This is a genomic window from Bacillus sp. CCNWLW194, assembly GCF_037120585.1.
Taxonomy (GTDB): Bacteria; Bacillota; Bacilli; order Bacillales; family Bacillaceae_G; genus Bacillus_A; species Bacillus_A basilensis.
This window is the reverse complement of record NZ_JBBBBL010000002.1, coordinates 278,817-299,960: the sequence shown is the minus strand read 5'-3', so window position 1 is coordinate 299,960 and position 21,144 is coordinate 278,817. Positions and strand designations below refer to the sequence as shown.

23 protein-coding genes, 1 riboswitch and 1 other annotated feature are annotated in these 21,144 nt (G+C 34.7%); of the genes, 15 read left to right on the top strand and 8 right to left on the bottom strand.

All coding sequences use genetic code 11. The features are described from left to right. Nucleotides 1-200 precede the first annotated feature (200 nt). The gene (locus tag V7S50_RS04900; RefSeq protein ID WP_242251145.1) at nt 201-1,481 is read right to left on the bottom strand and encodes a murein hydrolase activator EnvC family protein; all 1,281 of its coding nucleotides are present in this window, start codon (nt 1,479-1,481) and stop codon (nt 201-203) included. Between the two features lie 494 nt (nt 1,482-1,975). Here V7S50_RS04900 and gltP point away from each other — a divergent pair, with 494 nt between their 5' ends. The 9 genes from gltP to V7S50_RS04855 all read left to right on the top strand — a co-directional run bounded on the left by gltP (nt 1,976) and on the right by V7S50_RS04855 (nt 9,693). Further along, nucleotides 1,976-3,247 (top strand): glutamate/aspartate:proton symporter GltP, encoded by a 1,272-nt coding sequence (gene gltP / locus V7S50_RS04895; protein ID WP_242251147.1) that lies wholly within the window; start codon nt 1,976-1,978, stop codon nt 3,245-3,247. 66 nt (nt 3,248-3,313) lie between these two features. Beyond that, the gene (locus V7S50_RS04890) at nt 3,314-3,832 is read left to right on the top strand and encodes a DUF402 domain-containing protein (protein ID WP_242251149.1); all 519 of its coding nucleotides are present in this window, start codon (nt 3,314-3,316) and stop codon (nt 3,830-3,832) included. A gap of 120 nt (nt 3,833-3,952) precedes the next feature. Then, nucleotides 3,953-4,058: riboswitch (SAM riboswitch) on the top strand. Between the two features lie 95 nt (nt 4,059-4,153). After that, a complete protein-coding gene (locus tag V7S50_RS04885) occupies nt 4,154-5,470 on the top strand; it encodes a Na+/H+ antiporter NhaC family protein (protein WP_242251151.1) in 1,317 nt (438 codons plus the stop codon). Between the two features lie 229 nt (nt 5,471-5,699). Further along, nucleotides 5,700-6,056, top strand: coding sequence for a lmo0954 family membrane protein (locus V7S50_RS04880; protein WP_088095721.1), 357 nt, complete (start codon nt 5,700-5,702; stop codon nt 6,054-6,056). Nucleotides 6,057-6,102: 46 nt separating this feature from the next. Beyond that, nucleotides 6,103-6,765, top strand: a complete 663-nt coding sequence (locus V7S50_RS04875) for a PspA/IM30 family protein (protein ID WP_242251153.1) — start codon at nt 6,103-6,105, stop codon at nt 6,763-6,765. Between the two features lie 106 nt (nt 6,766-6,871). Beyond that, nucleotides 6,872-7,612, top strand: a complete 741-nt coding sequence (gene liaF / locus V7S50_RS04870) for a cell wall-active antibiotics response protein LiaF (RefSeq protein WP_060630129.1) — start codon at nt 6,872-6,874, stop codon at nt 7,610-7,612. Beyond that, complete coding sequence (locus tag V7S50_RS04865) at nt 7,612-8,667, top strand: sensor histidine kinase (RefSeq protein ID WP_101165975.1); 1,056 nt, start codon at nt 7,612-7,614, stop codon at nt 8,665-8,667. Before liaF ends, V7S50_RS04865 begins: the two co-directional genes overlap by 1 nt. After that, entirely contained in the window at nt 8,664-9,296 is a 633-nt protein-coding gene (locus V7S50_RS04860) for a response regulator (protein WP_074542367.1), read from the top strand. The genes V7S50_RS04865 and V7S50_RS04860 overlap by 4 nt, the downstream gene beginning before the upstream one ends. A gap of 58 nt (nt 9,297-9,354) precedes the next feature. Continuing rightward, nucleotides 9,355-9,693, top strand: a complete 339-nt coding sequence (locus tag V7S50_RS04855; RefSeq protein WP_242251901.1) for a DUF3992 domain-containing protein — start codon at nt 9,355-9,357, stop codon at nt 9,691-9,693. A 24-nt stretch (nt 9,694-9,717) separates the two neighbouring features. On the opposite strand, the gene brnQ3 is transcribed toward V7S50_RS04855, so the two are convergent. Beyond that, entirely contained in the window at nt 9,718-11,073 is a 1,356-nt protein-coding gene (brnQ3, locus tag V7S50_RS04850; RefSeq protein ID WP_242251155.1) for a branched-chain amino acid transport system II carrier protein BrnQ3, read from the bottom strand. Between the two features lie 56 nt (nt 11,074-11,129). Further along, nucleotides 11,130-11,388: a binding site (T-box leader), on the bottom strand. Between the two features lie 282 nt (nt 11,389-11,670). On the opposite strand from brnQ3, the gene V7S50_RS04845 reads away from it, so the two are divergent. Then, complete coding sequence (locus V7S50_RS04845) at nt 11,671-11,880, top strand: hypothetical protein (protein WP_000880630.1); 210 nt, start codon at nt 11,671-11,673, stop codon at nt 11,878-11,880. Nucleotides 11,881-11,919: 39 nt separating this feature from the next. On the opposite strand, the gene V7S50_RS04840 is transcribed toward V7S50_RS04845, so the two are convergent. Further along, complete coding sequence (locus tag V7S50_RS04840) at nt 11,920-12,696, bottom strand: class I SAM-dependent methyltransferase (protein ID WP_242251157.1); 777 nt, start codon at nt 12,694-12,696, stop codon at nt 11,920-11,922. Nucleotides 12,697-12,803: 107 nt separating this feature from the next. Between V7S50_RS04840 and V7S50_RS04835 the strand changes: the two genes are divergently transcribed. Continuing rightward, entirely contained in the window at nt 12,804-13,655 is an 852-nt protein-coding gene (locus V7S50_RS04835) for a hypothetical protein (protein WP_242251159.1), read from the top strand. A gap of 104 nt (nt 13,656-13,759) precedes the next feature. On the opposite strand, the gene V7S50_RS04830 is transcribed toward V7S50_RS04835, so the two are convergent. Continuing rightward, complete coding sequence (locus tag V7S50_RS04830; RefSeq protein WP_060630134.1) at nt 13,760-13,957, bottom strand: hypothetical protein; 198 nt, start codon at nt 13,955-13,957, stop codon at nt 13,760-13,762. A 151-nt stretch (nt 13,958-14,108) separates the two neighbouring features. Here V7S50_RS04830 and V7S50_RS04825 point away from each other — a divergent pair, with 151 nt between their 5' ends. The 3 genes from V7S50_RS04825 (at nt 14,109) to hmpA (ending at nt 17,207) form a co-directional block, all read left to right on the top strand. Further along, entirely contained in the window at nt 14,109-15,206 is a 1,098-nt protein-coding gene (locus V7S50_RS04825; protein WP_063224427.1) for a site-2 protease family protein, read from the top strand. Between the two features lie 114 nt (nt 15,207-15,320). Then, the gene (locus V7S50_RS04820) at nt 15,321-15,839 is read left to right on the top strand and encodes a hypothetical protein (protein ID WP_242251160.1); all 519 of its coding nucleotides are present in this window, start codon (nt 15,321-15,323) and stop codon (nt 15,837-15,839) included. Nucleotides 15,840-15,998: 159 nt separating this feature from the next. After that, on the top strand, nt 15,999-17,207 hold the full coding sequence (gene hmpA / locus V7S50_RS04815) for an NO-inducible flavohemoprotein (RefSeq protein WP_242251161.1): 1,209 nt from the start codon (nt 15,999-16,001) through the stop codon (nt 17,205-17,207). A gap of 30 nt (nt 17,208-17,237) precedes the next feature. Here the strand turns inward: hmpA and V7S50_RS04810 are convergent, their stop codons facing one another. After that, nucleotides 17,238-17,750 (bottom strand): Crp/Fnr family transcriptional regulator, encoded by a 513-nt coding sequence (locus tag V7S50_RS04810; RefSeq protein WP_242251162.1) that lies wholly within the window; start codon nt 17,748-17,750, stop codon nt 17,238-17,240. Nucleotides 17,751-17,920: 170 nt separating this feature from the next. Between V7S50_RS04810 and V7S50_RS04805 the strand changes: the two genes are divergently transcribed. Further along, nucleotides 17,921-18,148: a hypothetical protein gene (locus V7S50_RS04805; RefSeq protein ID WP_000882907.1), complete on the top strand. Its 228-nt coding sequence runs from the start codon at nt 17,921-17,923 to the stop codon at nt 18,146-18,148. Between the two features lie 293 nt (nt 18,149-18,441). On the opposite strand, the gene V7S50_RS04800 is transcribed toward V7S50_RS04805, so the two are convergent. The 3 genes from V7S50_RS04800 to V7S50_RS04790 form a co-directional block, all read right to left on the bottom strand. Continuing rightward, nucleotides 18,442-19,242, bottom strand: coding sequence for a sulfite exporter TauE/SafE family protein (locus V7S50_RS04800; protein WP_060630138.1), 801 nt, complete (start codon nt 19,240-19,242; stop codon nt 18,442-18,444). Nucleotides 19,243-19,359: 117 nt separating this feature from the next. After that, nucleotides 19,360-20,358 (bottom strand): inorganic phosphate transporter, encoded by a 999-nt coding sequence (locus tag V7S50_RS04795; protein ID WP_063224423.1) that lies wholly within the window; start codon nt 20,356-20,358, stop codon nt 19,360-19,362. A gap of 11 nt (nt 20,359-20,369) precedes the next feature. Further along, nucleotides 20,370-20,990, bottom strand: coding sequence for a DUF47 domain-containing protein (locus V7S50_RS04790; protein ID WP_063224422.1), 621 nt, complete (start codon nt 20,988-20,990; stop codon nt 20,370-20,372). Nucleotides 20,991-21,144: the final 154 nt, after the last annotated feature.

Sequence of the window (21,144 nt, the reverse complement as noted above, 5' to 3'; positions counted from 1 at the left end):
ATCCGATTAAAAATAATGCTGAATCGCCAAATGTAAATAGCCGGCCAATGTAAGTTTCTCTATCTTCTTCTATTTTTTTGCTGTAATTGTGTATTCATATGATTCACCCTGTAGAATATAGGCATTTAGTTGTAGTCTATGTGGAATGCCTATAGTGTGTGAAGTGTAAATAAAAAACTCGGTATGCACCGAGTTTTTTTCTATAATCCGATATAAGGAGATGGATCAACTGCGTTTGTCTTGCCGACATTCCATTCTCCAAGGTGAAGTTCGAAGTGTAAATGCTGTCCGTATGATTGACCAGTGTTCCCCATAAATCCAAGTTGAGTTCCTTGTTTTACAGTTTGTCCATTTGATACAGAACGGCTACTCATATGAGCATATACTGTTGTGTATGTTTTTCCGTTAATACGGTGAGATAAGTACACAACATTTCCATAACTAGATGATAATTCTGAGCGAATAACAACGCCATCAGCAGCGGCAATAATCGGAACGGTTCCTGAAGCTGCGATATCGATTCCTTTATGGTTATCTATAGAACGCACGCCAAACCCAGAAGTTTTTGATCCAGCTGCTGGCTTAATAAAGCCGCCAATATTTGTATCGTGTGGTGTTGGAGCTGCTTGAGCTGCTTGAGCTTTTTGAGCAGATGTAGTAGCTTGTTTACGAGCTTCTTCTGCCTTGCGGGCTTCCTCAGCTTTACGAGCCTCTTCGGCACGTTTTTCCTCTTCAATTGCTTTTTGAACAGCTTGACGCTGATTTTCTAAAATACCTTTAGATTCTTCTAATCCTTCAATCTCTGAATCTACTTTTGCTACTTTCGTATGTAGATCGTTAATAAAGGTTTGCTGCTGTTGCTGATTCGTTTGCAACTCTTGTTGTTTTTGAGCTAATTTCTGTTCAGCTTCTTTTAGTTGTTGCTCTTTTTTCTCAACAGCCTCTTTTTCTTTCGTCACAGCATTTTGGTCAGTTGTTTGTTTTTTCACAATATCGGTATCGTTGTTTAAAATTAAACTTACAGAGTACATATTATCAACAAGATCAGCAATGTTTGTAGAAGTTGTTAATACCTCTGTAATGATATTTGTACGAGGTTTTTCTTGCATAGATTGCAAACGTTGCTTAATAACTTCCTGACGTGTATCTATGTTTGTTTGTAATTGCTCTATATGTTTCTTTTTTTCAGCGATTACTTGTTGTGTTTTATCAATTTCTTTTTTTGTATCGTTTAATTCAGCCTCGTTTTTATTAATAGAAGTAGTTAAATCGTCGATTTTCTTTTGTAATTCTTGAATTTCCTTTTCTATTTGTTCTCTCTCGGCTGATTTATTTTGTAAGTCATTTTGTTTTCCTTCTAATTCAGATTGAATATTAGATAATTTATCTTGATTCGTTTCAGCGTATGCGGGTGAAAGTAACGGAGAAACAAAAATTGTTCCTGCTGCTAAAACGCTGAACGCTGCAAATTTCTTTTTCATGGTTGTCTGGCTCCTTTCCCTATGAATGTTATATATCATAAGAAGAAGAGTGTCTATCGTTGTAACCATAATGTAAAGAAAATTTTATAAAATTGCTAAGTTTTGTCGGAATTTATCATCTTTCAACGATAAATTTCATGTTAGGTGCATTTTTGAAATTTGTGTAAGAAGGATGTATTTTTAAGTTATTTTGTAAAATAAAGGGAAAAATAGATTTGTTTTATATAGTGAAATATTAGATGGAAACCCAATAAAACACTAGTAAGGGATCGTTCTCATGTGAGGTTTTCTGACATGGGTTTTGTTTTTGTCAAGAAAATTATTTGCATTCGAGCAAAGTTATTTTGTTGTCAGATTTTAAATTTTGATTTATGATTTTTAACAGGGACAAAATGTAGTGAATTGTCGAATAATATGTAATACTCTTAATTTCAAGTTTTATAGAGATAGAATGAGAGATAGAGTGAAACATCGAAGAGGGGGTTACAACAAGTATGAAAAGAATAGGACTTGCATGGCAAATATTAATTGGTCTTGCGCTAGGTATTGCAGTTGGGGCGATTTTCTTTGGCAATCCGGCAGTGGTGAGCTATTTACAACCAATTGGTGATATTTTCATCCGATTAATTAAAATGATCGTTGTACCGATTGTTGTAGCAAGTATTGTTGTTGGGGTAGCTGGTGTTGGTGATGTTAAAAAATTAGGCCGACTAGGCGGTAAAACAATTATTTACTTTGAAATTATTACAACACTTGCAATTATTGTCGGTTTATTAATTGCTAATATTTTCCAACCAGGAAAAGGCGTAAATATGGAGCAGTTAACAAAGACAGACATTTCGAAATATACACATACGACAGAGCAAGTACAAAGTCATTCATTTGCAGATACATTTGTAAATATTGTTCCAACGAACATTATGAAGTCATTAGCTGACGGAGATATGCTTGCTATTATCTTCTTCTCTGTACTATTTGGTTTAGGTGTAGCGGCAATTGGTGAAAGAGGAAGACCGGTTCTTCAATTTTTCCAAGGTGTAGCTGATGCAATGTTTTACGTAACGAACCAAGTTATGAAATTTGCGCCATTTGGTGTATTCGCATTAATTGGTGTTACAGTTTCTACATTTGGTTTAGCTTCATTAATTCCGTTAGGGAAATTACTAATTGTAGTATACGGAGCAATGATTTTCTTCGTAGTAGTTGTCTTAGGACTTACAGCGAAAATATTTGGAATTAATATTTTCCAATTCTTTAAAATTTTAAAAGACGAACTGATCTTAGCGTATTCAACAGCAAGTTCAGAAACAGTTTTACCGAAAATCATGGAGAAAATGGAAAAGTTCGGTTGTCCGAAAGCAATTACATCTTTTGTTATTCCGACAGGTTATTCATTTAACTTAGATGGATCAACTTTATATCAAGCAATTGCAGCTATTTTCTTAGCACAAATGTACGGTATTGATTTATCTATTTCTCAACAAATTACATTATTACTTGTATTAATGGTTACATCAAAAGGTATCGCGGGTGTACCGGGCGTATCATTCGTTGTATTATTAGCGACACTTGGTACAGTAGGTATTCCAGCTGAAGGTTTAGCCTTCATCGCCGGTATTGACCGTATTTTAGATATGGCTCGTACAGCAGTTAACGTTGTAGGTAACTCTTTAGCAGCTGTAGTTATGTCTAAGTGGGAAGGTCAGTATGATGCTGAAAAAGGACAAGCTTATTTAGAGGAAATTTCTAATAAGCAAGCAGCTTAATTATAATTTGAACAAGCTCTCACATAATATGTGAGGGCTTTTCTATATAGAAGGAGAGCGGACGTAATGAAACGTAAATATGGTGACGGTTCTTCCTGGAAGCGACTAATAGAGAAAGATTATACGGTTAAGAACATAGAAGAGGGAATACTAGGAATACTGGAAATAAAAAAGGTGAGAGAACCTAGTTGTAAAGAATATGATGGTAAAGAACTTTGTATTGCAGGGGATCAGTATATGTGGATTCAATATTTCATAGACGGGAAAAACTTTGCGATTACAGCTATGTTAGATGATCAAAAAAAATTAATACAATATTACATTGATGTGACGAAAAAATATGAAATAGATGACCGTGGTTTACCGTATTTTGATGATTTATATTTAGATGTAGTGTTATTGCCGAACGGTAAGATGTATATATTGGATGAAGACGAGTTAGAGGATGCTTATAAATGTGGTGATGTTACAAAAGGAGAGTATGAGTTAGCTTGGTACACTACGAAGTGGATAATAGCGGCAATAAAAAATAATGAATTTTATTGGATTTCAATATTGGATGAAGAAATCAAAAAGTTAAAATGATTGTGGTATTCAAATTTTTGTATAATTACCAAAAAAATCTATACAAAAAATAATTGACTTTTGTTTTGTAAGCGAGTAAAGTTAGGGAAGAAATTATTATTAAAAAATAAATATGAAACCTTCTTATAAAGAGAGGCGGAGGGACTGGCCCTACGATGCCTCGGCAGCGGACTCGATTTCAGAGTGCTGTGCCAAATCCAGCAAGCATATGCTTGAAAGATGAGAAGAGTGTTTCTTATAGATGTATAAGACCTCTTCTCGTTGGAAGAGGTCTTTTGTTATTCAGTAGAAAAAAGGTTGAAACTAGGGAGAGATGGTACTTTGAAAGAAACGAGAGGAAATGGTTTGGCATTATTACCACTTGGGATATTTTTGGCGCTATTTATTGGTTCTGGAATTATTACAGGTGATTTCTATAAATTGCCGATACTTGTAGCAATATCAATTGCTGTAGGAGTCGCTTTAGCAATGAATCGTAAAGAAAGCTTTAATATCAAAGTAGAACGATTTGCTAAAGGTGCAGGGAACCCAGATATTATGATTATGGTTTTAATCTTTGTACTTGCAGGAGCATTTTCTGAAACGGCAAAAGGGATGGGCGGCGTTGATTCTACAGTTAACTTAGCGTTATCAATTTTACCGCAAGGATTTATCGTAGCTGGAATTTTTATTATAGGGGCATTTATTTCATTAGCGATGGGAACTTCAATGGGAACAATTGCCGCATTAGCACCAATTGCTGTAGGTATTAGTGGTCAAACTGATATCTCAATTGCACTTACGATGGCTACTGTTGTTGGTGGAGCGATGTTTGGTGATAATTTATCATTTATTTCAGATACAACAATCGCAGCTGTACGTTCACAAGGAACAGAAATGAAAGATAAGTTTAAAACGAACTTTTTAATTGTATTACCAGCAGCCATTATTACAATTGTACTATTAGTAATCATTACTTTAGGAAGCGATACGCAGATTAAAGCGCATAGCTTTGACTGGATAAAGATTTTACCGTATGCAGGAGTACTTATTACAGCGCTACTTGGTTGGAATGTACTTATCGTGTTAACTGGTGGAACTGTACTATCTGGGGTTATCGGTCTTTTAGATGGAAGTTATACGTTAGAGAGTTTCTTTAAAAGTGTAACGACTGGAATGGGCGGTATGATGGAGTTAGTATTACTTGCTATTTTAATTGGCGGTATGGTCGAATTGATTCAATATAATGGTGGCATTCAATATTTAATGAATATTTTAACGCGTAACATTCGTTCAAAAAAAGGAGCAGAGTTCGGTATCGCTGGTTTAGTAGGTATGACGAATATGTGTACAGCGAATAATACAATTTCTATTATCTTTACAGGTCCGCTTGCGAAAAACATTGCAGATCAATATGAAATTGATCCTCGTAAATCAGCGAGTGTATTAGACCTTTTCTCATGCTGTGTGCAAGGATTAATTCCGTATGGTGCGCAAATGTTAACGGCAGCAGGATTTGCAGCGTTATCTCCGATTGAATTGTTACCATATGCATTTTATCCAATCTTAGTTGGAGTATGTGGGATCATTTCTATATTAATTGGTTTCCCGAGGTTTTCTAAAGTGGCGGGAAAGAAAGAGTATCATAAAACAGCATAATGAAAAATGAAGTTTATGAATAGTAACGAAAGCCGTACAGAGAATGTTCTCTGTACGGCTTTTTATGTGCGATAAAAGAGTGAATCAACCTATCTTACCGTATGTTTTTACAAAAGGCTGAATGCAACTCGGTCTTAAGTCTGAGTCGAAAACGGTTCTTAAGCTCGTTATGGAAAAAAGAAAAAATAGTTAAGATAAGAGTATCAAATCGAAGGGAGGCAAGCACAAGATGAAACAATTTCTAGCGTTTATCGCGGCCGGTATTTTGGCTTTAATTGCTCTTGGTAGTCTTGCTGGTATTGTAGGATTCGCAATCGGAGCAGGAGTTGTGTACTGGAGCTATAAATCATTTGTGCGAGCACAATCATTTTTTGGAAAGTTAGCTTGGGGTATTGTAGGTTTAATCGGTTTATCTATTGCACTTTCGCACTCCCCAGCATTAATCGGTATCGCAGCATTAGTAGTTTTATACTACGGATACCGTGAGTGGAAAAAAGAAAAAAATGTAGTTGTTGATTCTGCTTCAGAAAGTTCTAAACCATATAGCAACTTTGAAGATGAGTGGAACAAGTTAATGAAAAACTAATATTAAAATAAATCAAATTTATAAAGTAGAAGAGAGGAAGATTATAATGAAACAATCTTTATTCGGACGTGTACGCGATGCAATTTTAGCAGATTTTCATAATGTGTTAGATGAGAAAGAAAGAAAAAATCCAATTGCTATGTTAAATCAATATTTACGCGATAGTGAGCGTGAAATAACAAAAATTGAGAAGTTAATTCAGCGTCATAAAACATTAAAATCTAATTTTGCTCGTGAGCTTGAGCAAGCGCGTTATTTCGTTAATAAAAGATCAAAGCAGGCTATCATCGCTCAAGAAGCAGGCGAAATCCAATTGCACGAACGTGCGTTAGAAGAGGTAGCTTATTATGAAGGGCAAGTAACTCGATTAGAAGAAATGTATGCAGGTGTTGTAGAGCAAATCGATGAGTTAGAGCGTCGTCTTTCTGAGATGAAAAATAAATTAAAAGAAATGCACGCAAAGCGTATGGAACTAATGGCACGTGAAAATATGGCACATGCAAATCGTCGTATGAATACTGCTATGCATAAAATGGATGAAAATAATCCGTTCTTACGATTTGAAGAAATTGAAGATCACATTCGTGACTTAGAAACTCGTATGAATGAAGAGCATGAACGTGACACATTTGATATGAAAATTGCAAAGCTTGAGCGTGAAATGAAAGAAAAGAATGATGTATCGTTAACGAAAGAGTTAACAAAATAATAGTAGTATATTATAAAACAGGCTTATGATATAGTGATAGGAGAAAAGGTGTTGGAAAGCAATGCCTTTTCTTCTATGTATATGTGACAAGAAGGGGGGAGCTGAAATGAAGAAGCATTTTTCAAAAACACAATTAATGGGGATGCTCCTCATCATATTTGGATTCGGTCTTTTTCTTGATATGATACTTGGACATTTTGAACCAGGTGGTCTCATTTTTGCATTTATTATGCTTATGTTTGGAAGGCATTATCGTAAAAAGAATCGTTATGTACGAGGAAATGTATTTTTATTTGTTGGTGGTATCGTATTTTTATTCTTCTTATTTTCATCAGCGGCATTTGTTCTTGTCGTATTTGCTTGTTTAGCTTTAATTGGTTATCAATTGATTCAACAAGGACATCAGCAAAAAGCAATGAAGGTTGAAATTAAAGAAAAAGGGATTATAGATGAAGAGAAGCAAATATATCGTACAGAACCATATGTAAAAAATATGTTTGTAGGTAATGTACGAATGATGGATCATATTTATGAACTTGAGGATATAAATGTTCAATATGGTGCTTGTGATGTGGAAATAGATTTAACAACTGCTATGATTCCAGAAGGGGAGACAGTAATTGTTATTCGAGGCATCGTTGGAAATATTCGTTTATATGTGCCATATGATATTGAACTGTCTTTAAATCACTCTGTTATTGTTGGACGTGTGCTCTTGCCAGGACATGAAGAGACAGGTTTTAATCGCAATGTTACATTTAGAACAGAGCAGTATAAAGAAGCTCCTCGTCGTATTAAAATTATTTCTTCGCTTGTCGTAGGCGATACGGAAGTGAGGAAAGTATAATGAAGAAACAAAAAAATATTTCGTGGATGTATATTCGTTATTCTATGTTGTCCTCTGTTAGTATCGCACTTATTTGTACAATTGTATATGTATGGAAAAGCGAACAACAAGTGTATGATTTATTATGGAAGGAATCCATCGCTTCTGTTCCAATTGGCTTGTTTATTATGACTACAAGTTTACTTATCGGGGGGATTGTAGGATATGCAATCGGTTACTATATAGAGCAGCGCATACAAGGATTAAATACTTTTCTATTTGAAGTAGAGCGAGGGAATTTTCCGAGCGATGTTTCGTTTACTGCAGATGATGAATTTCATGAAGTGGAACGAAAAGTAATCGTTCTGGCTCGTCGATTAGAGGAGCAAGCTGGACTCTTTCAAAAGGTAACGAATGAACGAGCTCATTGGAATGAAGAGATGAGACAAGAAGCGATTTCCCAAGAAAGGCATCGATTGGCGAGGGAGCTGCATGATTCTGTAAGTCAGCAGCTTTTTGCAATGTCGATGATGATGTCGGCTATTAATGAACAAGTAGCTGAATTTCCAGAAACGACGAAAAAGCAGTTGCAACTCGTTGAGAATATGGTTGTAAATGCACAGTCAGAAATGAGAGCGTTGCTTCTTCATTTACGCCCAGTGCAGTTAGAAGGTAAGAAATTAACAGAGGGTATAGAAGAATTATTAACAGAACTGTCTAGAAAGCAACATATGAAAATTGAATGGTTAATTGAACCAATTCAATTAAAAAAAGGTGTAGAAGATCACTTATTCCGTATTGTCCAAGAGGCGCTGTCTAATACATTACGGCATGCGAAGGCAAAGAAAACGGAAGTACGTTTACGCAAAATTGAACAATATGCAATATTGAAGATAATTGATGATGGTGTCGGTTTTAAAGTTGGAGTTAATAAGGCCGGTTCATATGGTTTAAGATCAATGCAAGAGCGAGTTCATGAAATTGGTGGTACATTAAAAGTGCTTAGTTTTCCAAATAAAGGTACACAAATTGAAGTGAAAGTACCGATTATGATTGAGAGAGGGGGAGAGTCATGATAAAAGTATTACTAGTAGATGATCATGAAATGGTTCGAATGGGTGTATCAGCATATTTATCAACGCAGCCAGATATTGAAGTAGTCGGAGAAGCTGAAAATGGAAGAAGAGGTTCAGAGTTAGCACTGCAATTAAGACCGGATATTATTTTGATGGACCTTGTAATGGATGAGATGGATGGGGTTGAAGCAACACGTGCTATTATTCAGGAATGGCCAGAAGCGAAAATTGTAGTTGTAACGAGCTTTTTAGATGATGAGAAATTGTATCCTGTTATTGAGGCCGGAGCGACAAGTTATTTATTAAAAACATCAAGAGCGAGTGATATAGCGGACGCTGTACGGGCTACTTATGATGGAGAAACAGTATTAGAGCCAAAAGTTACTGGTAAAATGATGTCTCGTATGCGTCAGAAGAAAGAACAACCTTTGCATGAGGAGTTAACAGAAAGAGAGTCTGAAATTTTGTTATTAATTGCAGAGGGGAAAAGTAATCAAGAGATTGCAGATGAATTGTTTATTGCCCTCAAAACAGTAAAGACGCATGTGAGTAATATATTAAATAAGCTAAATGTAAGTGACCGGACACAGGCGGTTATTTATGCGTTTAGACATCAATTGACGAAATGATAAAGTGAAACTTTAATCAGTGGGGGGGTTATTCCCACTGATTATTAGTTTGCACTGAATCTTTTTATTGACGACAATAAATGTAAGCGTTATCGTTAAGTTGTTAACAGTACATACAAAGGGGAGAATGTATATGTTAGTTCAAACTATATTTGGTATGGATAAGTCTAAAAAATTAGGGGATTATGTGAACGCATTACAAGTACTTTGTGAACAATATAATGTTGAAACAGATAAAATTGCAATTGTTGAGGCGACAGAAGAGTACTATTTATTTTTAGTAAAGCAAGAAGATTGCTACGATGTTGTCAAAGTAGAAACAGTGGATACAAATATCGACTATTATACGAAAGCATATAAAATAAGTAGTTTTAATCATACTGCTTATCAAAAGTAAAAAAACTCCCTTTCGGGAGTTTTTTTAGGATGCTTTTACTTCATGAGATTCGGTAAGTAAGGGTACTCTTTTCGCACCGCTTAGCTTAGCGATTGTAAAGCCGATAAGAGCTCCGGCTGATGCTGGTATTAGCCAGCCAATTCCTTCATTATATAAAGGGATAAATTCAAAATATGGTGTGATATATGAAATTGAAATACCACCTTGTTTTAATCCATCAAATACGCTCACTACGGCTGCACCAATTAAAGCACCTACATAAACAGAGCGATATCCGCCGAAGTATTTATGCAGTAACGATAGTAGAACGAGTACGATTGCAATTGGATATACAACAAGTAAAATTGGAACAGAGATGGCAATGATTTTTGTTAAACCTAAGTTAGCAACTAGTAACCCTAAAGCGCAAACGATACTTGCAAACATTTTGTATGAAAATTTTGTAAATAATGTTGAGAAATATTGACTACATGCAGATACGAGTCCAACACATGTCGTTAAGCAAGCGAGTGTAACAATCAGAGCTAGTAGAAGTAAGCCGTATGGACCGAATAATTGTTGTACGATTACAGTAAGTAGTTGTCCCCCATTCTTTGCGTATCCGAGTGAGACGCTAGTTGCACCGAGCCAGCCAAGTGCACCATATACAAGTACGAGACCGGTAGCGGCAATAAGTCCTGCTTTCGCTGTTGCGATGGCAATGGACTTACGATCTTTCACACCTTTAGAGCGAATGGCATTTACAACGATAATTCCAAATGCAAGTGCTGAAATGGTATCCATTGTTAAGTATCCTTCCATAAAGCCTTTGAAGATTGGAGAAGTTTGATACTCTTGCATTGCTGGTCCTGATTGCCCAAGTGGTGTAAATACACTTTTAATAAATAATAAGAAAATAGAGAGTAATAAAATAGGTGTTAATATATTTCCAATGCGATCGACAAGTTTAGATGGATTTAAACTAAGCCAAAATACGATAGCAAAGAAGATGACGGTATATAAAAATAGTGCTAGGTTACTAGAGCGAATTGTTTCTGGTAAGAAAGAACTAACACCCATTTCATAAGCGACATTTGCAACGCGTGGAATTCCCATAGAAGGACCGATTGCAATGTATACAACTACCGTAAAGAATATTCCGAATAATGGATGAACATGACTTGCTAGTTGTTGCATACCGTTTCCTGATAAAGAAATTGCAATAACAGTTAATAATGGTAAACCGACTCCTGTTAGTAAAAATCCAATCATTGCTGGCCAAAAGTTTTCACCTGCATTTTGTCCAAGTATGGGAGGGAAAATTAAATTACCTGCCCCAAAAAATAAAGAAAATAGCATAAGACCTGTGAAAAAAATATGTGTTTTTGATACAGTGTTCACTGTTTTTCCTCCTTTTTTAAATTCATTTGTAAGAACACAAAAAACTCGCCCCTAAAGAAAGGGACGAGTTATATTTACCCGCGATACCACCCTAATTTATACATGTAGAAATGATTCTATATGTATACGGCTTTACAACGTACAACATGATACGTGTTCCTTGTAACGGGGGACAGCCGGTAAGAACTTACTACAGCATTCGGTTCTACTTCTCGGAGATGATTTTCGGCTATGCATTGAACGTTGGCTTTCAGCAAATCGCCAACTCTCTGGGGGACAGTCCTATAACGTACTCGTTCTCGTCAATGAATTTTTATTCAAGTATTCTGACAGTATTGTTGCATGTTTTTTTGCGAAAGTCAATATTTTTTTAAAAAGATATATTTATATGGGAAATATCAAAAGTAATATGCTTTGTTTTGAAGTGAAGGGCTGATGTAAGTTAGATTGTAAAACGGGAGTAAAAATTTGTAGAGAATTGTAAAATTTGTGGAGAAAGTTGATATTTATAGGAGTAAAGAAGGTATTGTTTGAATTTACAGAGAATAATACAACAATCCACTTGCTGGAAAGAACAAACCAAAAGAGGTGACTGGAATGCTTGCGATGGGAGTATTATTTGGCATTATTGCTATAATTGGTTTTATGTGGTTATATTATTCGCGTTCGTTTAAACAAGCAGAAGTTTTACTCTTTCAAAAAGGTAGTTTGTTGACAAATCAGTCTAGATATTTAGTATGTCCGAAGTGTGGAAGTGCACAGGCCAGAAGTGGAGGATATCAAGAGTGTTGCAAAATTAGATTATGAAAGAAGGAAGCCTCACATTATTTTGTGAGGCTTCCTTCCTTACAATTTCATGGCGCTCCAAATTGTCCACCGATCTCTTTCGATAATAGGAGAGGTGTTTTGTAATGCAGTCTGTACTTGTTGTAGAAGTTGAGAAAGTTCGTGATCTGTTAATTCGTATAGAATGGATCGACCTGTTCGAGGTGATAAATCTTGTAGCAATGCTTCTACAGAATCATGTATTTTTCGTACTTCCCATTGTGTTTGAGTGGGGAACACGTGAAGAAAATATTTTTGTAATTCTTGTTGTATCGTGGTGGTTTTTGGACGTCTTTTTGCTTCTATTTCAATGAGCTTTGGAAAGGTAGAGAAAAAATATCCACGGATGTGTTCGGGGCTTCCAGGAATTGTACAATCTTCAATAGTTCGGTCTTGTACAATAAGTACACCGTTTTTCTTTAATATACGAGAAGCTTCACGTAGAAATGTAGGAATGTCTTGTAAATGATGAATAACTGCGCGCGAAATAACAATGTCGAATGTATCGTTAGGATATGGAATGCTATGTGCATCACCGTGAATGAATGAAATGTTTGAAAATCCGCTACAATTTTCTTTTGCAGCCTGTAATATTTCTTTTGAAAAATCAAGCCCAACAATACTTTTTGCTCCCATAAGAGCAAGTTCTTTCGTATAAATCCCGCCACCACAGCCGATATCAATTATTTGCTTGTTTTGTATATTTGTAATGCTTTTTATCATTTCCCCCCAAGAAATATGGGCGTTTCGCTGTGCGTATGTGTATTTATTATTTGCATCGTGAAAATTAATGGACATGAAAAACCCTCCTTTCAATGCTTAGTATAGCGTATTTTATAGTGTGTCACGTTTTTGTTTTTTATATGAAGATTATAAGAATTTCTTATTGTAAAAGGAGGATTAAGTTGAAAAGGAAATATGTATTGTTGTTATTTGCTATGTTACTAGCATCTTGTAGTCAAGTTGAGCAAAAAAAAGAAACAAAAAAAGTGGAAGAGACGGTGAATGAAGTGAAAGAAACAATAGGGGTAACCGTTATACAAAAAAAACATACAGAGAAAAAGTTACAGGAATCAGAAGCTAAGGTAGTAATAGACATTATGGATAAAGCTGAGAAACAAGAAATAACAGGTAGCTTCGGTGAACCTGAATATGAAATACAAATTAGTAGAGATGGAAAAAAAGAAACATATTATGCATGGCTAAGAGGGGAAGACAGACGAGGATGGGTACAACATAAGAAAGCTATGTATATGCTGAATAAAAAAGATACGGAAAAGCTTTTAGCTATATTTCCAAATGTTTCAGAACAAAAAGAAGATGAGGTACAGGTAGGTCCTTTAACGGAAGTAACAAAAAAAGATTTGCAGATTACCGCGTTCCATATTAAAGCAGGCGATCAAAAAGTGAATTATACGGTACGGTATACGATTTCACAATCATTATACAACAAGTTAGAGAAGGAACAAGAATATTATTTGCAAGTCATTTTCCCAGAAAAAGTTCAAAAATTAATTGGAAAAAAAGAAAGTGAAAAAATTTCAGGTGAAAAGGTAAAGGAAGGGTATAAACAGTATGAATTGCATGCTACTGTTCCGGTAAAAGATGCTTCAGAATCACAATTAAAGTCATTAGAAACATATTATGAAAATTATGATTTGAAAATATTAAATAGTAAAAAAGAAAAAATAGGTGTTTTTCAAAATATCATTCAAATTGTTAAAGAGTATGGTGAAAAAATGAATTTACAAAGATAAGGTGAAACTTTAATTAGCCCTGACGGATTGGGATGAATGTAATTTGTAAAGTCTATATGGCCTTTCCTAGGAAATGATAATAGAGAGGGAAAACCCCCTCTCTATTACTTTGCTTTTGCAGATGGCTCATTCATTGATTTTCGCGTAATAAGAAAAGAAATCATAAGAGCGGAAAGGATGATAAGAGTGATAAAGACATGATTGGGCAACAAATCTAATAATAATACGTAACTAACGGTATAAAAAATAAGAGTTGAAGCTAAAAACGATAGAACACCTATTATGAGAGATTGTAAGTTCATTTATATGCACCTCCTTTTATTTATATTTTTGTCTAAAAATGGATTAAATAAACATTGTTTCTAACAATAGAAAAAAATATGTCATAATAGAGAAAACAATAAATTTTGATGAATGAAAATGATTCATGAATGAGAGATAAAGGAGAGGAATATGAAAAATAATAAAAAAGGATTATGGGGAATTATTGTTGCAATGGGGCTATTTTTACTTTCTAAGTTAAAGTGGGTATTTGCAATTTTTAAATTAGCAAAGTTTTCAACGGTATTTAGTATGTTTCTATCACTTGGAGCATACGCGGTTCTTTATGGTTGGAAATTTGGTGTAGCACTCATTTATTTGTTGTTTGTTCATGAAATGGGCCATTTATGGGCGGCAAGAAGAAAAGGAATACCAACATCGCCTGCGATCTTTATCCCGTTTATGGGGGCTCTTATTGGAATGAAAGAGATGCCGAAAAATGCAAAAGATGAAGCGTATATTGCCTATATGGGACCTCTTTTTGGATTACTTTCATTTTTACCAGCTATTCCGCTTTACATGATAACGAAAGAGCCATTTTGGGCGCTCATTATTTTACTTGGAAGCATGATTAATTTCTTTAATTTAATTCCAGTTTCTCCGTTAGATGGAGGACGGATTATTTCAGTTGTAAGTACGAAAATTTGGGGAGCAGGGCTTGTTTTGCTACTTGGCTATTCAATTTATTTTAAAAGTATTTTGGGAGGATTTATTTTTATTATCGGCTGTATGGAATTGTATAGAGTAATAAAAAGAGATGAGCCAATTAAGGGATTAGGATATAGAATTGATGGAATGAAAGAATATGTTGCGAGGCTTGAAGAGGAGTTAAAAGAAACTGGTGCAGTACATCGAAATATATATATGATGCAACATGAAATAAATGTATTAAGGCAAAAAGAAAGAGAGAAAGAATTAAAAACAGGAGAATTTCAAAAGATTGAAGTGTTAGAGTATCTTTTACCAAAGTTTGAGCCACTGGATTACGTCCCATATGAAGATGAAAAAGAAACACATACAATTCATATAAGAGAAGCATTTGAAATGTCAGAAAGAAAATTAAAGGAATGGGAGACAGAAAAGAGACAACAGGAAAACTATTATAAAGTGGATATGAAAACAAAATGGACAGTATTTGCTTGTTATATCGGATTAATGGCTATACTCGGTTACACAGCTTATGAAGGATATATTGTTTTACAAGAACATTTGCCAACGAGAAATGTATAGAAGAATATTGTCGAAATGATAGGAAGGATTTATACAGGAATTATATTTCTACGAGAGAATGTTACAAGTATAGTGTTACATTGTAATATCTTTAGTAGAGAAGGAGTTCTGTATATGAAGAAATTGTTAAGTGTATTCGGGATTATTATCGTAATGATCATTGCGAGCTATAGTCTTATGAAGGTGTTATTACATTATGCGAATAAGCCCGCTGGGGTAAGTACAACAGCTGAAATAGAAGATGTGCAAGAAGAGACAAAAGTGCTTGATTTTATTCGTATGACACATGAAAGTTATAATAATTTCTTAAATTATGGTAAGGCAGAGAATTATACAGATGGGGACTGGAACCAATTTAAGAAATGGTTCCAACAACAAGAATCATCCTTAAAAAATATACATACAGAAATAAAAAATGATAAGATAAAACGCGATGTAAATAGAAGTTATGAAATTGTAAAAAAAGGTGTAGAACTTCAAAATATTGAGTATGTAGTGTATGCTCATCGTGTATATCATGACTTAGATATTATCGTAAATAAATATAAAGGTGAAACGAATATCTGGGGGTATACAGAATTTGGAGATGGGAAAGATATAAGGGTAATTGAACAAGCTATACAGTCCAAATAATAAGCTAGCTAGCATTCTAGTTGGCTTATTTTCTTTTGTAAGCGCAATGTTCATATATTTTTCACAAAAACACCGTGTTAATAGTGATTAAAATCACAATCTGTATTATACAATTCAGTTAAACTAAAAACAGTTAAGGAAATAGAGGAGTGGGATACAATGTTAAGTGAAAAAACAATCGAAATCGTAAAGTCAACAGTACCATTATTACAAGAAAAAGGCGTTGAAATTACAACGAGATTTTATCAAATTTTATTTTCGGAACATCCGGAGTTATTGAATATTTTCAACCATACGAATCAGAAAAAAGGAAGACAACAACAAGCGTTAGCGAATGCTGTTTATGCAGCTGCAACTTACATTGATAATTTAGAAGTTATTATTCCAGTTGTAAAACAAATAGGTCATAAGCATAGAAGTTTAGGTATTAAAGCGGAACATTATCCAATTGTAGGTACATGTTTACTACGTGCAATTAAAGAGGTCGCAGGTGCACCTGATGAAGTTTTAAACGCATGGGGAGAAGCTTATGGTGTCATTGCTGATGCATTCATTAGCATTGAAGCAGAGATGTATGAGGAAGCTGCGCATAAAGAAGGCGGATGGAAAGATTTCCGTAACTTTGTAGTTGTTAAAAAAGTGAAGGAAAGCGATGTTATTACGTCATTTTATTTAAAACCTGAAGATGGAGGGAAAGTTTCTTCATTCATCCCAGGACAATATGTAACGATTCAAATAAATATTGAAGGCGAAACATATACACATAATCGTCAATATAGCTTATCGGATGCTCCTGGAAAAGAATATTATCGTATTAGTGTAAAGAAAGAAAAAGGTGTAGATACACCGGACGGTAAAGTATCTAACTACTTACATGATCATGTAGAAGAAGGAGATATGTTACCAGTAAGTGCACCAGCAGGAGATTTCGTATTAAATATGGATTCAACATTACCAGTTGTACTAATTAGTGGTGGAGTAGGTATTACACCAATGATGAGTATGCTAAATACGTTAATTGAACAAGACTCAAAACGTAATGTATATTTTGTTCATGCAGCGCTAAATAGTAATACACATGCAATGAAAGAACACGTTGAGGCAGTAGATAATGAATACGAACAAGTTAAAGCATATACTTGTTATTCTGCACCAACTGAAAAAGATTTGGAAATGAAGAACTTTGATAAAGAAGGTTTCATTGAAAGAGAATGGTTACAAACTATTATTCCGACAATTGAAGCAGAGTTTTATTTCTGTGGTCCAGTAGCATTTATGAAGCATATAAATGCTGCACTAACTGATTTAGGTGTGAAACAAGAGCATATTCATTATGAATTTTTCGGTCCAGCAGCAAGCTTACAATAGAGTGAGCTTGAATAAGAAAAAAACGAGGGGTTATTTCACCTCGTTTTTTGTTTGTTCTCGTAATAGTCGATTTACTGTCTCGCGGCGTATACCTATGAGTTGACCAATTTCGGTTTGTGTTAATATTTCATATATTGGAATGTCACCTAAATATAGTGTGAACCACTCTTGTAAACGATGAAGACGTTCTTTCGGAGAAACGGTTGTCAATTGATCGATACGCTGTTGCATCATTCTTAATTTTGATTGTAATTGCATAGCGATATTTGCATAGGATGCAGGATTTGCCTGGAGTTGATCGTACCATTCATTGCTAAGTATAGGTTCAACTTCTGTTTTCATTAAAGCGATTGCTGTACCGTGATATTCCTTCGGTGAAATTAAAGAATGGTGAGGTATTGTTTCACCTGGAACGATAATGTTGAATAAAAACGGTGTTCCATCTTCTTCTATTCTTACTACTTTTAATAAACCTGTTTTTATAAAATACAAAGGACCATCCTCGCCTTGACGGAATAGTACGTCTCCCTTATGTAGAATCAATGTTAGCCCCCCATTTAAACATTTCAATATCTTCTATTTTAGCGTATAAGTATAAAGACAATATACTATTTAAACTGCAATTTCATTGACGAAATATATGCTATTACAGTAGTATACTATTTAGTGTGTAATAGTACTAGCAATGAATACGCTGTAGGGGGTTTAGTATATTGTTAGATGCGATAAAAATGACGGATATGAGAATTCCGGCGAATGCTATCATTCATGTAGAAGAGATGAAAGGTGGAGTCGTGTTATCCGTTGAAGTAGACGGCCAAATTATTTATACGATGGCTTATGATGAAGAAACAGATAGTTATGCTGAATTATATGATCGAAACGATAAGAGGGCGTGCCAAGTACATGAGGATTTTATGGGATGGTCACTTCTTCATTAAAAAAGATGTCAATATGACATCTTTTTTTATTAAACCGATAGAATATACAAAGAAATGAAATATAAGGATAAAATTTGTAATAAATGATTTTGCATTGTTAGCACTTTGTAACTGCAAGTGAATTATTTTTTCGCTATCATAAAGATAACAGTCGCAGTTATAGGAGTGGTCAACTTGAAGAAATTACATATTTCCAATTATATGTTATTATGTGTTTGTTTAATTTTATTTGTTCTCTTAGGAAGTTTTTTATATTCATGCGTATAAGAAAAACGCATTCTAAAAAGAACGCGTTATAAAAAAGAAGTAATGATTAATCTAGTTCCAAGAATCATTAATGTGATACGTAATAAATTAATTACGGCCTTACCACTTAGTTTTGTATTAATATAAGCCCCGATTTTCCCGCCAATCCATGCACCAGGAATAAGAATTAATGCGTAAATCCAGCTGACATTTCCAAGGGAGATGTGAGTTGCGGAACTTACAATTGCTGATAGAAATACAATAAACATCGAAGTTGCTACAGCAATATGTGCTGGGAATGCAAAAAGTAGCATCATTGCAGGAACAAGTAAGGCACCGCCACCAATTCCAAATAAACCAGATATAAATCCAACTATAAAGGCGATAAAGATAGCGAGAAGCGGTGGGAATTGATAGTGTACAGTGTTCCCTTCGTTATCTGTAAAAGAACGCTTAATTACAGTCATATTTGATAAAGAAAGGGGTTTTAATTTGTCTCGTAACATAAGAAGAATGGAGACAAAAATAAGGAAAATCCCAAAATATAAAGAAAATGTATCTTGATTTAAAAATTTATTTGCCCACGAGCCGATGATACCACCAGGGCCACTCCCAATAAATAAAATAAGTCCACTTTTGTAATCTACTCGTTTATGCTTCATATAAGTAAGGGTGGAAGATAGTCCTGTAAAAACGACTGTTACCATTGAAGTTCCTACTGCAAGTTGTGGTGATAGGCTGTGTAATCCGATTAATAACGGAACGATAATAATTCCGCCACCAAGTCCGACTAGACTCCCGACTGTTCCGGCGATTAGCCCGATGAAAAGTAACATGATGTATTCCAAAATTGCCAACTCCTCTATATAACTTAACCACTAATTATTATACACGCTTTTTAATAAGAAAAAGGTTTGTTCACAAAAAAGTCGTCTTCCTAGAAAAATAAGGAAGACGACTTTTTATTAAAAGATAAAGTGTAATAAAGTGTAAAATAGAGCAGCTAAAGAAGCTGAAATAGGAAGTGTAATAACCCATGTAATTAACATACGTTTTGCAGTTCCCCATTTTACACCTTTCACACGATGAGAAGCACCAACCCCTAAAATAGAAGAAGAGATAACGTGCGTTGTACTAACTGGTAAGTGAATGAATGTTGCACCGAAAATAACAAGTGATGATGATAAATCGGCTGCTACACCATTTACAGGACGAATTTTCATAATTTGTCCACCGACAGTTTTAATGATTTTCCATCCGCCGACAGAAGTACCAAGCCCCATTGCAATTGCACAAGATAATTGTACCCAGAACGGGATGTCGCTAGAAGTATGATAGTTATTGGCCATAAGAGCCATCGTAATGATTCCCATTGCTTTTTGCGCATCATTCGTACCATGCGTATAAGCTTGTAATGCAGCAGTGAAAATCTGGAATATACGGAAGTTTTTGTTCGTTTTCGTTAAATTAAAGTTTTTAAAGACTACTTTAAAAATACTGTATACGATATAACCAATAACAAAAGCGATAATCGGTGAAATGATTAAAGCTTCAAGAATTTTGATAAACCCTTTAAGGTTTAATGAGCTAATACCGGCAGCAGCGATAGCTGCACCTGCGATTGAGCCAATAATTGCATGCGAAGAACTACTTGGAATACCGTAGTACCAAGTGATTAAATTCCATGCTATTGCCGCAAGTAAAGCAGCTAAAATTACAAGAGAACCATTTTGCAAGGCAAATGGGTCAACGATATCTTTTGTAATCGTTTTTGCTACACCTGTAAATGTCATCGCACCTAAAAAGTTCATAATAGCTGCCATAATAATTGCATGTCTAGGCTTTAGAGCTTTCGTTGAAACAGCCGTTGCAATAGCGTTTGCTGTATCGTGAAATCCATTGATAAAGTCAAAAGCTAAAGCGCAAATGACTACTAAAACGGTCAGTATCAAGAGTGTATCCATGATCAAACTCCTTACGCGTTCTTCATAATAATTGTTTCTAATACGTTTGCAACGCTTTGGCAGCTATCCGCTACTTCTTCAAGCTCTTCGTAAATCTCTTTGTATTGAATAATCTTAATCGGATCTTTTTCACGAGAGAATAAGTGCTTAATCGCATGACGGCGAATATCATCACATTGTGATTCGTAATCCTTAATCTTAATCGCGTTCGTACGAATGTCGACTAACTTCTTTTTAGACATTAGTTCAACAGAGTTTGCAATCTCAATGGCACATTGATTAATTGCTTCTACGAACTTAATCATGTATTCATCAGCTTCTGTAATAGAATACATTTCGAATAGACCAGCACTGTGATCTAATCCGTCTAATACATCATCCATACTCATTGCAAGCTGTAGGATGTCCTCACGTTCAATAGGAGTAATAAACGCTTTGTTTAGCTCCATTATGATTTCGTGAATAAATGAGTCACCTTTTGACTCATACTCTTTCATGCGCATAGAAAACTCTTTTAAATCGCTAGCATTTTTAATTTTATACTCCACGAAAAACTGCGCGCCTTCTTTTAAATTTTCAGAAACATTCATTAACATTTCAGAAAATTTATCTTTTTTTGATTTAAAGACCATTATTAGTTACCCCCACAAAAGTAATATATGTAAAATATATTGGCTAGTCAATTCTAACAAAAAACTGTCGTTTTTTAAAACATTTTATCGAAAAGTTTACAAAAACTTAACATAACTCTCATTGTTGTATTAATAATATTAATAATCAATAATG

What these genes read in the sequence shown, in the direction of transcription:
- V7S50_RS04865 (WP_101165975.1), top strand. Translation starts at nt 7,612, where the DNA reads ATGAAGAAACAAAAAAATATTTCGTGGATGTATATTCGTTATTCTATG.
- V7S50_RS04900 (WP_242251145.1), bottom strand. Translation starts at nt 1,481, where the DNA reads ATGAAAAAGAAATTTGCAGCGTTCAGCGTTTTAGCAGCAGGAACAATT.
- V7S50_RS04790 (WP_063224422.1), bottom strand. Translation starts at nt 20,990, where the DNA reads ATGGTCTTTAAATCAAAAAAAGATAAATTTTCTGAAATGTTAATGAAT.
- V7S50_RS04880 (WP_088095721.1), top strand. Translation starts at nt 5,700, where the DNA reads ATGAAACAATTTCTAGCGTTTATCGCGGCCGGTATTTTGGCTTTAATT.
- gltP (WP_242251147.1), top strand. Translation starts at nt 1,976, where the DNA reads ATGAAAAGAATAGGACTTGCATGGCAAATATTAATTGGTCTTGCGCTA.
- V7S50_RS04820 (WP_242251160.1), top strand. Translation starts at nt 15,321, where the DNA reads ATGAAGAAATTGTTAAGTGTATTCGGGATTATTATCGTAATGATCATT.
- V7S50_RS04875 (WP_242251153.1), top strand. Translation starts at nt 6,103, where the DNA reads ATGAAACAATCTTTATTCGGACGTGTACGCGATGCAATTTTAGCAGAT.
- liaF (WP_060630129.1), top strand. Translation starts at nt 6,872, where the DNA reads ATGAAGAAGCATTTTTCAAAAACACAATTAATGGGGATGCTCCTCATC.
- V7S50_RS04840 (WP_242251157.1), bottom strand. Translation starts at nt 12,696, where the DNA reads ATGTCCATTAATTTTCACGATGCAAATAATAAATACACATACGCACAG.
- V7S50_RS04830 (WP_060630134.1), bottom strand. Translation starts at nt 13,957, where the DNA reads ATGAACTTACAATCTCTCATAATAGGTGTTCTATCGTTTTTAGCTTCA.
- hmpA (WP_242251161.1), top strand. Translation starts at nt 15,999, where the DNA reads ATGTTAAGTGAAAAAACAATCGAAATCGTAAAGTCAACAGTACCATTA.
- V7S50_RS04795 (WP_063224423.1), bottom strand. Translation starts at nt 20,358, where the DNA reads ATGGATACACTCTTGATACTGACCGTTTTAGTAGTCATTTGCGCTTTA.
- V7S50_RS04845 (WP_000880630.1), top strand. Translation starts at nt 11,671, where the DNA reads ATGCTTGCGATGGGAGTATTATTTGGCATTATTGCTATAATTGGTTTT.
- V7S50_RS04825 (WP_063224427.1), top strand. Translation starts at nt 14,109, where the DNA reads ATGAAAAATAATAAAAAAGGATTATGGGGAATTATTGTTGCAATGGGG.
- V7S50_RS04860 (WP_074542367.1), top strand. Translation starts at nt 8,664, where the DNA reads ATGATAAAAGTATTACTAGTAGATGATCATGAAATGGTTCGAATGGGT.
- V7S50_RS04890 (WP_242251149.1), top strand. Translation starts at nt 3,314, where the DNA reads ATGAAACGTAAATATGGTGACGGTTCTTCCTGGAAGCGACTAATAGAG.